Source organism: Pseudomonas sp. PS01301 (assembly GCF_029960215.1).
In the GTDB taxonomy this organism is placed as follows: Bacteria; Pseudomonadota; Gammaproteobacteria; order Pseudomonadales; family Pseudomonadaceae; genus Aquipseudomonas; species Aquipseudomonas coleopterorum.
Map to the genome: position 1 here is coordinate 71,622 of NZ_JASCPM010000009.1, position 12,460 is coordinate 84,081.

A 12,460-nucleotide genomic window follows, 5' to 3' on the forward strand; every position below is an offset into this window, starting at 1 on the left:
TCTCCGACTTCGCCTCTGCCCAGCATTGACCCCGACTTCAAGTTGCACGAACCATCCCTTAACCGGCCTGTCATCGATTCAGCGACATCGCACCTCATTGCGAAAAGCATGAAAGAAGTTCGTGCGCTAGTTGCGGGATGGCCCACTGCTCGGTGTACAGTGGCGGTACAAGAACTCAGGTACAGGAACACGACCGTGACCCGCCCCTCCCCGCAGATCAGTGCCGACTTCGACAGCGGCAACATCGAAGTCATCGACGCACGCGATCCGCTCGACGTGCACCTGGCGATTCGCCCGGACCGTCAGAGCGCGCACTTCCAGTGGTTTCACTTCAAGGCCACAGCGCTGCAGGTTGGCCAACGCTACGAATTCAGGTTGCAGAACGCCGCCCAGTCTTCCTATGGTCACGCCTGGCACGGCTACCATGCCGTAGCCTCCAGCGATCAGAAGCACTGGTTCCGCGTCCCCAGCACGTTCGATGGCCAGGCCCTGCGCTTCGGCCTCGAAGCGCAGAACAGCGACATGTGGTTTGCCTATTTCGAACCTTATAGCCGCGAGCGTCACGACGCCCTGATCGATCGCGCGGTGATGGAGGCCGGTTTGCAGCTGCTTGCCGTGGGCCAAAGCTGCGAGGGGCGGGAAATACCGTTGCTGCGCAAGGGCGATGGTGCGCTGGGCAAGCGTCGGCTGTGGCTGATCGCCCAGCAGCATCCGGGCGAGCACATGGCCCAGTGGTTCATGGAAGGCGTGATCGATCGCCTGCAGGCTAATGATGCCGAGGTCCAGGCGCTGCTGGAGAAGGCCGACGTGTACCTGGTCCCGAACATGAATCCCGATGGCGCCGTGCACGGTCATCTGCGCACCAACGCCCGCGGTCGCGACCTGAACCGCGCCTGGCAGGATTCAAGCGCCGAATACACGCCCGAAGTGTTCTTCGTTCAGCAGCAAATGGACAAGCATGGCGTCGACCTGTTCATCGACGCCCACGGTGACGAAGAAATCCCCTACGTGTTCACCGCCGCCTGCGAAGGCAACCCTGGCTATACCCCACGCATCGCCCAACTGGAACAGACCTTCCGCGACCTGTTGTGCGCCCGTACCCCTGACTTCCAGGCAGTGCACGGCTACACCCGCGACAAGCCGGGCGAGGCCAACATGACCCTGGCCTGCAACAGCGTCGGCGAGCGATTCGACTGCCTGTCGTTGACCCTGGAGATGCCGTTCAAGGATCACGACGACGCACCGGACAGTCATACCGGCTGGAACGGCCAGCGCTCCGCGCGACTGGGCGGCGATGTGCTGAGTGTGCTTGCGCAAATGGTCTCCGGTCTGCGTTGACCCACGGTTCGTCATGGAGCACCCCGATTGACCGCATTACCGTCGCTGCACGCCCTGTACAAACGCCTGTTCAAACCCGAGCCGAAGGCTGAAACCGGCGACGCCGCTGTGGCGTTGCAGACTTGGTTCGACGAGCGGGCCAGGCAATCGGGCTACACCCTCGGTGCCGATCAAACGCGGGTCATCGCCAGCATGGCCGAGCGCATGCCTGCCTTGCTGCAGAGCACGGCAGTGCGCAGTCTGTACCTGCATGGCGCCGTGGGGCGCGGCAAGAGCTGGCTGCTCGATGGCTTGTTCAGGGCGGCTCCTTTGGAAGAAAAACGCCGCCTGCACTTCCACGATTTTTTCGCCCAGTTGCATCAGGGTATGTTCCGCCATCGGCAGGCCGTCGACCCACTGGCTAGCACCCTGGATGAGCTGCTGGAGAACTGCCGTCTGCTGTGTTTCGACGAATTCCATGTGCACGACATCGGCGACGCCATGCTCATCACGCGGCTGTTCAAGGCCCTCTTCGAGCGTGGCATCCTGCTGGTCGTGACCTCCAACTATCCACCCGAAGGCCTGCTGCCCAACCCCCTCTATCACCAGCGTTTCCTGCCCGTTATCGAACTGATCAACGCCCGGATGGATGTACTGGAAGTCGGCGGCGCCACCGATTACCGCAGCCTGTCCCAAGACCGACCGCAACAACGCTTCACCCGCGGCCACTATGTATGGCCCGGAACCCCGGCGCAGCGGGCGCGGCTGCAACTGCCGCCAGCGGATCTGGAGCCGGTGCCGCTGGACGTCGGCAACCGCCAGCTACGCGCGCGCCTGATCGACGACGACCGTGTCCATTTCAATTTCGCCGACCTCTGTGAAGAACCCACGGCGGTCATCGACTACCTGGCGTTGTGCAAACGTTTCGAGCGGTGGAGCATCGACCATCTGCCGCTACTGGACGAGTGTTCGACCGCTGTGCAGCAACGCTTCATCAACCTCATCGACGTGCTGTACGACCAGGACAAGACCTTGATACTGGTCGGCGAACGCCCGCTGGCCGAGAGCCTGGCGGGTTCGGTCATCGACCTGATGCGCACACGCAGCCGACTGGGTCAGTTGATCCTGCTCGATGAACAACTGCCCCGATAACGGCTCGGCTAACGCGCAGCGAGTACCTGGGCGATCTCCTCCAGTATCGCCGGGTCGTCGATGGTCGAGGGGGCGACGAACACTTCCTGCGCGGCAATCTTGCGCAGCACCGCACGCAGGATCTTGCCAGAGCGCGTCTTGGGCAGGCGCTTGACCACCAGCACCCGTTGCAAACACGCCAGCGCGCCAATGGATTCACGTACCTGCGCTACCAGTTGCGTCTGCAGCACGCTGGGGCTCACGTCACTGCCGTCCTTAAGCACCACCAGCGCCAACGGCACTTCGCCCTTGATTTCATCGCTGACGCCGATCACGGCGCACTCGGCCACGTCGGCATGGCGGGCAACCAGGTCTTCCATTTCACCGGTCGACAACCGATGGCCCGAGACGTTGATGACATCGTCGGTGCGCCCCATGATGTGCACATAGCCGTCGGCGTCCAGGTAACCACCGTCGCCGGTGTGGTAGTAGCCGGGGTAGCGTTCCAGGTAGCTTTGCAGGTAGCGCGAATGATCGCCCCACAGGGTCTGGCTGCACCCCGGCGGCAACGGTAGCGCGATGACGATGGCGCCCTGCTCGCCCGGCGCCAGCAGCTCGCCTTGCTCGTCCAGCACCTGCACGTGATAGCCCGGAACCGCCCGGTTGCTCGAACCCACACGCACTGCCGAACCCTCCAGGCCCATGCAGGGCGCGGTCACCGGCCAGCCTGTTTCGGTCTGCCACCAGTGGTCGTGGACCGGCTTGCCGGTCCGCTCTTCCAGCCAGCGGTGAGTACTGGAATCGAGCTTCTCGCCAGCCAGGAACAGCTGGCGCAACGAGCTCAGGTCATAGTCGCGCAACAACCGCCCTTCCGGGTCTTCCTTGCGAATCGCGCGCATGGCGGTGGGCGCGCAGAACAGCGCATTGACCCGGTATTGCTCGATCACGCGCCAGTAGCTGCCGGCATCGGGCGTGCGAATCGGCTTGCCCTCGTAGAGAATGCTGGTGCAGCCGCACATCAACGGTCCGTAGACGATCAACGAGTGACCCACCACCCAGCCGACGTCGGAAATCCCCCACCAGACATCGCCCGCGCGCATACCGTAGATGGCGCCCATCGTGAAAGTCAGGGCGACCGCGTTGCCACCGGTTTCACGGACGATGCCCTTGGGTTTGCCGGTGGTGCCGGAGGTGTACATCACGTACAGCGGATCGCCGCTGGCCATGTCCACGGCTGCGACCGGTTCTGCATCCTGCAACTGCGTCTGCCAGTCCAGATCGCGCCCGCTCTGCAGGTGCGCCAGGGCCTGCGGCCGTTGCAGTACCAGCACTTGCTGCGGGGCGTGATGTGCCAGGCTCAGGGCCTTGTCCACCAGGGGCTTGTAGGCAATCACGCGGTCGAATTCCACACCGCAGGAGGCCGTCAGCAGCAGCTTGGGCCGGCAGTCGTCGATGCGCAGCGCCAGCTCGTTGGCGGCAAAGCCACCGAACACCACCGAATGCACCGCGCCGATCCGCGCGCAGGCCAGCATCGCCATGGCCGCCTCGGGCACCATCGGCATGTAGATCACCACGCCATCACCCTTGCCCACGCCCAGGCGAGTGAGCACGCCCGCAAGGCGCGCCACGTGGTCGAGTAGTTCTTGATAGGTAAAGCGTTGCTGGACCCCGGTCACCGGTGAATCGTAGATCAGCGCCGTCTGTGCGCCACGACCGAGTGCCACCTGCCGGTCCAGGCATAGATAGCTGGTATTCAGACGGCCGTCGGCGAACCAGCGGTGGGTGCCGTCTGGCTGTACATCGAGCACGTGCTGCGGAGGGTGCGACCAGGCGACCGACCGGGCCTGTTCTGCCCAGAACCCGGCCGGGTCGGAAATGGAGCGTGCGTACGCTTGCTGATAGTTCATCGATAGCCAACCCTGGATTGTTGTTATTGAAGGGCGAGCATTGAGTATGGCTGGCGTTGGCCGAGCTGCCAGCCGACCAAGGTCGAACGGCGAACGTGGCGAGATGCCCACGAACCGCTATGATGGCCACCGCGATTTCCTTGACGACGGTTGTCCCATGAATACCCTCGAGCTGCTCGAAGCCGGCCAACTGGCTGGCGCCACCCGACTGGACCTGTCCTGCGGCCTGACCGAATTCCCCCAGGCCATCTTCACCCTGGCCGACAGCCTGGAGGTGCTCAACCTCAGCGGCAACGCGCTGACTCGCCTGCCCGATGACCTGCACCGGCTGCACAAGCTCAAGGTGCTGTTCTGCTCGGACAATCCCTTTACCGAATTGCCCGCCTGCATCGGGCGCTGTCCGCAGTTGAGCATGGTGGGCTTCAAGGCCAACCGGATCGAACACGTCCCGGCAGAGGCGCTGCCCGCTCAGTTGCGCTGGCTGATTCTCACCGACAACCGTATCGAACACTTGCCCGAAGCACTGGGCGACTGTCGGCAGATGCAGAAGCTGATGCTCTCGGGCAACCGTCTGCAGGCCTTGCCCGACAGCCTGGCGCAACTGGAAAACCTCGAATTGCTGCGGTTGTCGGCCAACCGTCTGCCGGCCCTGCCCGACTGGCTGCTGCGCCTGCCGCGGCTGGCCTGGCTGGCCTATGCCGGCAACCCGATGAGCGAAGCCTTCACCACACCGCACAGTGAAGGCACGCGCGGACACATCGCCTGGGACGACCTGCGCCTGGACGCGCAGCTGGGGGAAGGCGCTTCGGGCATCATCTACCGCGCCCATCTGGACAGTGGGCAGCCGGTGGCAGTGAAGTTGTACAAAGGAGCGATGACCAGCGACGGTTCACCGGTCAACGAAATCAACGCCTGCATGGCCGCAGGTGAGCATCCGCAACTGATCGAGGTACTGGGCCGGCTGAGCGGGCATCCCGACGGTACCGCCGGACTGGTCATGGCCCTGATCGAGCCGTCGTTTGCCAACCTGGCAGGACCGCCCAGCCTGGCGTCCTGCACGCGCGACATCTACTCGACCGATTTCGCCATCGACCGCGATGCCCTGTGGCGCCTGCTGCGGGGTATGGCCGGAGTCGGCGCCCATCTGCATGTGCGCGGGATCAACCACGGTGATTTCTACGCCCACAATGTGCTGTGGCAGGAAAATGGCGAGTGCCTGTTCGGCGATTTCGGCGGCGCCTCGTTCTACCCCGGCGACGGCGGCGAGGTATCGCAGGCATTGGAGCGCATCGAAGTCCGCGCCTTCGGCTTGCTGTTCGAAGAGTTACTGACCCGTTGCAACGAAAGTGATGATGACCTGTGGGCGCTGCAACGCCAATGCGTCCAGCCTCAGGTCCTGGCCCGCCCCAGCTTCGCGGAAATCACCCGAAGCCTGGATGCCTGAGTCCAGCCCGACCTACCGCGCCGACCCCGGACGCGGCTCGCGCCGCTGCTACACTGGCGGCGCAAACCCAAGCCCACGGCAGCCGCCGATCCTACGGCGGCGCAACCCCACGCCCACGGCATGCGCCGATCTCACGGCGGCGCAAACCCATGCCCACGGCATGCGCCGATCCCACCGCGGCGCAAACCCACGCCCACGGCATGCGCACAATCCCACCGCGGTACAAACCCACGCCCACGGCATGAGCCGATCCCTGTAGCAGCGGCGCGAGCCGCGTCGGCGGTACATGCGATCAACCTGATGCACCGCAGGTGCCGATTGAATCAGCCGGCCAGGCCTACATAGACGTTCTGCACGTCGTCGTTGCCGTCGATGGCATCCAGGAAATCCTCCACTTCGGCCAGCTGCGCGGCGTCGTCCAGGGTCACCGGGTTTTTCGGCACGTAGCCGATCTTCGCCGACACCACGGTGAAACCCTGGCCCGGCAATGCCTTGCAGACAGCGTCCAGATCGGTGGTCTCGGTCAGGAACAGGAACGCGCCCTCGTCGCCCGCCTCGACTTCCTGGGCACCGGCTTCAATGGCCGCTTCCTCGGCATCGACATCGGCCGAATCCGGTGTCGCCTCGATCATCCCATAGTGATGGAAATCCCAGGACACCGAACCCTCGGCGCCGAGCGTGCCCTTGCGAAACAGCACGCGAATCTGCGAAACGGTGCGGTTGACGTTGTCGGTCAGGCACTCGACGATCACCGGCACCTGGTGCGGCGCAAAGCCTTCGTACTTGACCAGCGTGTAGTTGACCGCATCGTCGCCCACGCCGGCGCCTTTCTTGATGGCGCGTTCCAGCGTCTCGCGGGTCATCGAGGCCTTCTTGGCCTGTTCGATCACCAATCGCAGGCGGGCGTTGGTGTCCGGATCGGTACCGGAACGTGCCGCGATCGAAATTTCCTTGGACAGCTTGCCGAAGATCCGCCCCTTGGCGTTGGCTGCTGCTTCACGATGTTTAGCTTTCCACTGTGCGCCCATTTACCCGCTCTCTTGTTCGCTTGACCCATGCGCGGGCGACTGCTGCCCGCGCGTTGCGGCGCAGTTTACCTGCCCGCCGGGAGCGGATCGACCAAAATCCGCCGGGCCCGCCATCACGCCACGCGTTCGACCCAGCGCCCGAACGCATCGATGAAACCCTGCAGGAATGGCCGGCTCTTCTCCACCACCTGCCCGTTCTCGTCGAACAGGCCACCGGCGTGCCCCAGGTACGCCTCGGGCTGCTGCATCATCGCCACGTCGAGAAACACCATGCACTGGCGCAGGTGCTGGTTGGCCCCGAAACCACCGACGGCGCCGGGCGAGACGCTCATCACCGCGCCTGGTTTGCCGGTGAAGTGGCTCTGGCCATAGGGGCGCGAACCCACGTCGATCGCGTTCTTCAACGGCGCCGGCACCGAGCGGTTGTACTCGGGCGTGACGAAGAGCACGGCATCGGCTTCGCCCAGCGCCTGGCGAAAGGTGTTATAAGCAGCGGGGGGCGTGACATCGATGTCTTCGTTGTAGAGCGGCAGATCGCCGATTTCGACGATCTTCAGCGCCAGGTTGTCAGGCGCCATGGCCTGCAGCGCCAGAGCCACCTTGCGGTTGATGGAATCCTTCCTGAGGCTGCCGACCAGTACCGCAACCGAATAGACCTTGCTCATGTCGTTACCCTCGTAGTGGATTGATCGAGGGGTAGTTATAGATGACTTGGCCCGGTTTGTCCGCCACCAGTCCGGAACCCGCACTATTTTTCCTCGCTGGCAAAACTACCTGAATAAACAGAGGTCTACAGTGCCAGCGAGATACGCGCAAAATTCTTCAGAGGTTGGAAATAAAATGGCTGCAGTGCTGGTTGGGCAATTTCATGCACGCGATGCGGAAGGTCGCATCTACCCGGTGCATGAGTTTCAGGAATCGACCCCGGCGGTCGAAGGCAGCGCGCCGACCTCCACCTACAAGCTGGCCATCGGCGATCGCGTCAATCACTTGGGCGAAGACCGTTTTCAACTGGTGCAGAGCGGCGTGGAAATCATCCGAATCCCTTGATCGCCCGTGCACCGATTTGCGTTAGCATACCTTCCGAACCCTTAGCTGGTACGGACTGCGCATGAGACTGCGCCACATCGAAATCATCCAGGCGCTCTGCCAGACCGGCGAACTCAAGAGCGCTGCGCAGATGCTCGATATCTCCACGCAAACCCTGGAGCAGACCCTGCACGATGCCGAACGGCAACTGGGGTTTCTGCTGTTCGCACGGGTTCGCGGCCATTTCCAGCCCACGCCGGAAACCCTGCGCATGCAGGCCGACATCGCCGCGGTGCAGACTCAGGTCGAACGTTTGCAACGCCTGGCCGACGGTTTGCGCGAGCACCAGGACCCTGGTTTGCACGTGGTGTGCACGGCCTCCCTGGCGCACCAGTTGTTGCCGCAGAGCATCGCGACCCTGCGCCGACGCTTCCGTGAAACGCCATGCATCCTGGGAGTCCAGAACACCGACGAGATGGTGCGCAGCCTGCTGCTGCACCAGACCGACGTCGGCCTCAGCCTGCACTGCCCCCAGCATCCATCCATCAGCAGTCAGGTCCTGGCCGAGGGCAAGGTGCAGCTTCTGGCGCCGCAGGGATGGCTTTCTCCCAAGCATCGCTATATCGCGCTGCATGAGCTGGCGGGACAGGCGATGATCGGCCTGGAAGGGGAAGATCCGCTGAGCCTGGTGCTCGACCACAAGCTGCAATCGCTCAATCCGCCGCCGCGAATCCACACGCGGGTGCAGACCTATCCGCTGATGCGCAGCATGGTCGCAGCCGGCGAAGGCCTGGCCATCGTCGACCCGTTCACTGCGGCAGATGCGCGTGATCAAGGGCTGGACACCTGCCCACTGTCACCCGCCGTACCGGTGACCTTGTACGCCCTCACGCGCAACGCAGGGTCGAGCTCGGCAGCCGAGAAGACCCTGCTGGAAATCATCGCCCACAATGCCCAGGCGCTGCTCTTACCCGTCCGCGAATAGCCGATACCAGAACAGCGCCGTCTCGTGGCTGGCCGCATCGATCGCCTGATAACGCAGGTAATCGATGCCGCCCAGCCGGAAACCGCAGCGCTCGTACAGACGGCAGGCCGGCAGGTTGTTGTTCTGGGTTTCCAGCATGATGCCCGGCAGGCCTTGCTTCACGGCCCAGAATCGCACCACGTCCAGCAGCGACCTGGCCACACCCAGGTTACGCGCCGAAGCATCGACGGCCAGCTCGTCGACATAGGCGAGGTTGTTCCAGTGCCGACTGACCACCACATGACCGACCGCTTTCTCACCCAGCCAGGCCATGAAGATGGCGCCGCCGGTGTCGGGCTCGCGATAACGGGCGAACTCGGCCGGATCGATGCCATAGTCCTTGCGATAGGCCCGTATGGACCTCAGGGGCCAATCGGCTACCGGTCGATTGAGCTCGGGCGAGGCGTAGCCAGACACCTGGGCACTGAAATCGGCACCCAGTACATAGTCATCGAAGCTGGCGTCGGCCAGTCGGATGCACACTTGCGCAGAGAACGTCACCGAGTGCGCCGAGGTGGCCTATGAGCCCAGTTGCGTCCAGAGCGCATCGGCTCCGGCGGCTTTGGCGATGACCTGCAACCGCGCCATGTGCTCGTCGAGCTCGGCCTGGCTGGCGCGGATGATCGCCGTCTGCCGACGGTCCGCAGGCAGGCGACGAATCTCGCTGCCCTGCTGGCTGCTGCTGTCGCCATCGCTGGCGTTGCCGGCCAGCGACAGGCTGGTCTGCCCCCCGGTCATGGCCAGGTAGACGTCCGCAAGGATCTCCGAGTCGAGCAAAGCGCCGTGCAGTTCGCGCCCCGAGTTGTCGATGCCGTAGCGCTTGCACAGCGCGTCGAGGCTGTTGCGCTGCCCCGGATGACGCTCACGCGCCATGGCCAGGCTGTCGATCACCGTGCAGTACTCGGCAATGTTGGCCCGCTCGGGCATGCCGGCGATCTTGAATTCGTTGTTCAGGAAGCCGACGTCGAAGGTCGCGTTGTGCGCGATGATCTGCGCGCCCTGGATGAATTCGTAGAACTCGTCGGCAACCTCGGCGAAACGGGGCTTGCCGACCAGAAACTCGTCAGTGATGCCGTGCACGCCAATGGCGCCCTCGTCACTGGGCCGGTCAGGCTGCACGTAGACGTGAAAGTTGCGCCCGGTCAACCGGCGTCCCATCAATTCGACGCAGCCGATCTCGATCACGCGATGGCCATCGGTGACCGGCATACCGGTGGTTTCGGTGTCGAATACTACGGAACGAACGGCCATGGGCAAAAACTCTCGAGCGGGTAAGCGGAAATCGGGGGTAAAACGAAGAGCTGTCGGTTCGAGAAGATCGAACCGGGAGCAGTGAAACTCTAGCACAGCACGGCAGGCGCTCCCAGCGACCTGCCTCGGGCTACCTGACCGGCTGCCTGGCTACGCCTGACGCATCCCCCGCACTTCATCGACCCCGCGGTTGGCCAGGTCATCGGCGCGCTCGTTGCCCGGATGGCCATTGTGCCCGCGGACCCACTGCCATTTCACTTCATGGCGATTGACCTGTTCATCGAGCTGCTGCCAAAGGTCAGCGTTCTTGACCGGCTGCTTGGCGGCGGTCTTCCAACCGCGTTTCTTCCAGTTGACCATCCACTCGTTGATGCCTTTCATCACGTATTCGGAGTCGGTCACCAGCAGCACGCTGCAGCCACGCTTGAGCTCCTGCAGGCCGCGAATGGCAGCGGTCAGCTCCATGCGGTTGTTGGTCGTGGTGCTTTCGCCGCCCCACAACTCTTTCTCCACGCCCTTGCACACCAGCAACGCACCCCAGCCACCCGGGCCCGGATTGCCCTTGCAGGCGCCGTCGGTGAAGATTTCCACAGTGTCACTCATCAGGCTTTTCCATCGATGTTCGGATTGTCTCGGTTGACCTTGGCCATTGGCAGCGGCAACAGCTTGCCCATGGGCTCGCGGCGTTGCTGCACCAGTGGCCGCAGCCCCACCACCATCTTGCGCGCGACCAATATATAGAAGCCTCCGCCGCCGCTCTGCCACTTGCCGGCAACTCGCTCCAGACCGGCGAGACGCGCCTGCCAGCTGGGCGAAGCAAGCGGCGGACGATAACACCCGAACCGGCGTTTCTCCAGCCCGAAGCCCAGCAGGTTCAGCCAGTCGGCGACCCGCGAGGCGGAGAAGCAGCGGGCCTTGTGCAGGGCGTCCTTGGCGAACACCCGCCGTGCGCCCCAGGCGCTCCACGGGTTGATCCCGACGATCAGCAGGTGCCCGCCCGGCCGTACCGCGCTGGCCGCCTCGCGCAGCAGGCCATGGGGCGACAGACTGAAATCCAGCCCGTGCTGCAGCACCACGACGTCGGCGGCGTGTTCACCCAGAGGCCAGGCCTGTTCCTCGCAGACGATCTCGACTCCAGGAAACGGCGCGCCCATGCGCACGTTGCGGTGGATCTGCCCGGCCACCGGTGGCGGCTCGGCGCTGGGGCCGTAGTGCACCAGGTAGCCACCGAAGAAACGCGCCAGCTCTTCCTCGAGCAGGCGCTGCTCCTCACGCAGCAGCAACTGGCCATGCGGCCCGGCAAACCACTCGCGGGCCTGGCCGATCAGGTCCAGCCACTGTGGGTCGGCCTGGGCAAAGGCGGTATCGGTCATGACGATCTCCCACGCTGAGGTTCACCTAATGCCGACGCGGCACTAAGATGGACCATTAATCGAAATCAAGCGAACCGAGCCATGATACAGATTCAAGCGCTGAACGCTTTCTCCGACAACTACATCTGGTTGTTACAAGACACTGCGGCGGGCGAATGTGCAGTGGTGGATCCGGGCGACGCCGGGCCGGTCGAGCGATGGCTGGACGCCCACCCCGACATGCGCCTGACCGACATCCTCATCACCCATCACCACAATGATCATGTGGGCGGCGTCGAAGCGCTCAAGCGCCGCACCGGCGCCCAGGTCAGCGGGCCCGCCCAGGAATCGATACCGGCCCGCGACCGCGCGCTGCACGACGGCGACACCTTGGACGTGCTCGGTCTGCACCTGCAGGTGCACGACGTACCAGGGCACACGGCAGGTCATATCGCCTTCTATCACGCCAGCGATACCCAGCCCCTGCTGTTTCCGGGCGACACGCTGTTCGCCGCCGGCTGCGGTCGCCTGTTCGAAGGCACGCCGCAGCAGATGCACGCCTCGCTGTCGCGCCTGGCCCAACTGCCCGACGACACTCAGGTCTACAGTGCCCACGAATACACCCTGAGCAACCTGAAATTCGCCGTGGCGGTGGAGCCCAACAATCCCGACATCGTTCAGCGGCTGCAAGAGGTCACCGCGTTGCGTGAGCGCAACGCTATCACCCTGCCCACTTCGATCGGCCTGGAAAAGCGCACCAACCCTTTTCTGCGCGTTGCTGAAACATCCGTTAAACAAAAAGCGGACGAACGGGCCGGAACGGCTCATGGCACGGCGCAGGCGGTGTTCGCAACCTTACGTAGTTGGAAAGATAAGTTCTGAAGGCCGCTGATTTGTGTCGGAAATTTCTCAAAGGTTGACCGACCTTCGGTCACTTTCTAGAATCGCCCGACATTTTCGCGCGGAACTATCCTCCA

The 12,460-nt window shown here is 63.7% G+C and carries 13 protein-coding genes; 6 read left to right on the forward strand and 7 right to left on the reverse strand.

The features are described from left to right. The first annotated feature begins 195 nt into the window (after positions 1-195). Both QMX89_RS06980 and zapE read left to right on the forward strand, forming a co-directional pair. Positions 196-1,338 (forward strand): M14-type cytosolic carboxypeptidase, encoded by a 1,143-nt coding sequence (locus tag QMX89_RS06980; RefSeq protein ID WP_282347590.1) that lies wholly within the window; start codon positions 196-198, stop codon positions 1,336-1,338. A 66-nt stretch (positions 1,339-1,404) separates the two neighbouring features. Beyond that, entirely contained in the window at positions 1,405-2,469 is a 1,065-nt protein-coding gene (gene zapE / locus QMX89_RS06985; RefSeq protein ID WP_244636450.1) for a cell division protein ZapE, read from the forward strand. Positions 2,470-2,477: 8 nt separating this feature from the next. Here the strand turns inward: zapE and QMX89_RS06990 are convergent, their stop codons facing one another. Beyond that, positions 2,478-4,355, reverse strand: a complete 1,878-nt coding sequence (locus QMX89_RS06990) for a propionyl-CoA synthetase (protein ID WP_282347591.1) — start codon at positions 4,353-4,355, stop codon at positions 2,478-2,480. Between the two features lie 157 nt (positions 4,356-4,512). Between QMX89_RS06990 and QMX89_RS06995 the strand changes: the two genes are divergently transcribed. Continuing rightward, the gene (locus tag QMX89_RS06995; RefSeq protein WP_282347592.1) at positions 4,513-5,799 is read left to right on the forward strand and encodes a leucine-rich repeat-containing protein kinase family protein; all 1,287 of its coding nucleotides are present in this window, start codon (positions 4,513-4,515) and stop codon (positions 5,797-5,799) included. Positions 5,800-6,122: 323 nt separating this feature from the next. Here QMX89_RS06995 and QMX89_RS07000 read toward each other — a convergent pair whose 3' ends face one another. Together QMX89_RS07000 and QMX89_RS07005 are read right to left on the reverse strand one after the other, a co-directional pair. Then, positions 6,123-6,827 (reverse strand): YebC/PmpR family DNA-binding transcriptional regulator, encoded by a 705-nt coding sequence (locus tag QMX89_RS07000; RefSeq protein ID WP_282347593.1) that lies wholly within the window; start codon positions 6,825-6,827, stop codon positions 6,123-6,125. A 113-nt stretch (positions 6,828-6,940) separates the two neighbouring features. Continuing rightward, positions 6,941-7,492 carry an NAD(P)H-dependent oxidoreductase gene (locus QMX89_RS07005; protein ID WP_056843571.1) on the reverse strand — a complete coding sequence of 184 codons (552 nt, stop codon included), beginning with the start codon at positions 7,490-7,492 and terminating at the stop codon, positions 6,941-6,943. Between the two features lie 175 nt (positions 7,493-7,667). Between QMX89_RS07005 and QMX89_RS07010 the strand changes: the two genes are divergently transcribed. Both QMX89_RS07010 and QMX89_RS07015 read left to right on the forward strand, forming a co-directional pair. Next, positions 7,668-7,877: a hypothetical protein gene (locus tag QMX89_RS07010; RefSeq protein WP_043185963.1), complete on the forward strand. Its 210-nt coding sequence runs from the start codon at positions 7,668-7,670 to the stop codon at positions 7,875-7,877. 61 nt (positions 7,878-7,938) lie between these two features. Beyond that, positions 7,939-8,841, forward strand: a complete 903-nt coding sequence (locus tag QMX89_RS07015) for a LysR family transcriptional regulator (protein WP_282347595.1) — start codon at positions 7,939-7,941, stop codon at positions 8,839-8,841. On the opposite strand, the gene QMX89_RS07020 is transcribed toward QMX89_RS07015, so the two are convergent. The 4 genes from QMX89_RS07020 to QMX89_RS07035 all read right to left on the reverse strand — a co-directional run bounded on the left by QMX89_RS07020 (position 8,824) and on the right by QMX89_RS07035 (position 11,504). Next, complete coding sequence (locus QMX89_RS07020; protein WP_282347596.1) at positions 8,824-9,381, reverse strand: GNAT family N-acetyltransferase; 558 nt, start codon at positions 9,379-9,381, stop codon at positions 8,824-8,826. The genes QMX89_RS07015 and QMX89_RS07020 overlap by 18 nt on opposite strands. Positions 9,382-9,399: 18 nt before the next feature. Continuing rightward, positions 9,400-10,131, reverse strand: coding sequence for a DNA polymerase III subunit epsilon (gene dnaQ / locus QMX89_RS07025; RefSeq protein ID WP_282347597.1), 732 nt, complete (start codon positions 10,129-10,131; stop codon positions 9,400-9,402). Positions 10,132-10,281: 150 nt separating this feature from the next. Continuing rightward, a complete protein-coding gene (gene rnhA / locus QMX89_RS07030; protein WP_043185945.1) occupies positions 10,282-10,734 on the reverse strand; it encodes a ribonuclease HI in 453 nt (150 codons plus the stop codon). Next, positions 10,734-11,504 (reverse strand): methyltransferase domain-containing protein, encoded by a 771-nt coding sequence (locus QMX89_RS07035; RefSeq protein ID WP_049858837.1) that lies wholly within the window; start codon positions 11,502-11,504, stop codon positions 10,734-10,736. The genes rnhA and QMX89_RS07035 overlap by 1 nt, the downstream gene beginning before the upstream one ends. 81 nt (positions 11,505-11,585) lie before the next feature. On the opposite strand from QMX89_RS07035, the gene gloB reads away from it, so the two are divergent. Beyond that, positions 11,586-12,365 (forward strand): hydroxyacylglutathione hydrolase, encoded by a 780-nt coding sequence (gloB, locus tag QMX89_RS07040; RefSeq protein WP_282347600.1) that lies wholly within the window; start codon positions 11,586-11,588, stop codon positions 12,363-12,365. The last annotated feature ends 95 nt before the right edge of the window (positions 12,366-12,460 follow it).

Excerpts from the sequence above, each read along its gene's own strand:
- dnaQ (WP_282347597.1), bottom strand. The coding sequence starts at position 10,131 with ATGGCCGTTCGTTCCGTAGTATTCGACACCGAAACCACCGGTATGCCG.
- QMX89_RS07005 (WP_056843571.1), bottom strand. The coding sequence starts at position 7,492 with ATGAGCAAGGTCTATTCGGTTGCGGTACTGGTCGGCAGCCTCAGGAAG.
- QMX89_RS07010 (WP_043185963.1), top strand. The coding sequence starts at position 7,668 with ATGGCTGCAGTGCTGGTTGGGCAATTTCATGCACGCGATGCGGAAGGT.
- gloB (WP_282347600.1), top strand. The coding sequence starts at position 11,586 with ATGATACAGATTCAAGCGCTGAACGCTTTCTCCGACAACTACATCTGG.
- QMX89_RS07015 (WP_282347595.1), top strand. The coding sequence starts at position 7,939 with ATGAGACTGCGCCACATCGAAATCATCCAGGCGCTCTGCCAGACCGGC.
- rnhA (WP_043185945.1), bottom strand. The coding sequence starts at position 10,734 with ATGAGTGACACTGTGGAAATCTTCACCGACGGCGCCTGCAAGGGCAAT.
- QMX89_RS06995 (WP_282347592.1), top strand. The coding sequence starts at position 4,513 with ATGAATACCCTCGAGCTGCTCGAAGCCGGCCAACTGGCTGGCGCCACC.
- QMX89_RS07035 (WP_049858837.1), bottom strand. The coding sequence starts at position 11,504 with ATGACCGATACCGCCTTTGCCCAGGCCGACCCACAGTGGCTGGACCTG.
- QMX89_RS06990 (WP_282347591.1), bottom strand. The coding sequence starts at position 4,355 with ATGAACTATCAGCAAGCGTACGCACGCTCCATTTCCGACCCGGCCGGG.
- QMX89_RS07000 (WP_282347593.1), bottom strand. The coding sequence starts at position 6,827 with ATGGGCGCACAGTGGAAAGCTAAACATCGTGAAGCAGCAGCCAACGCC.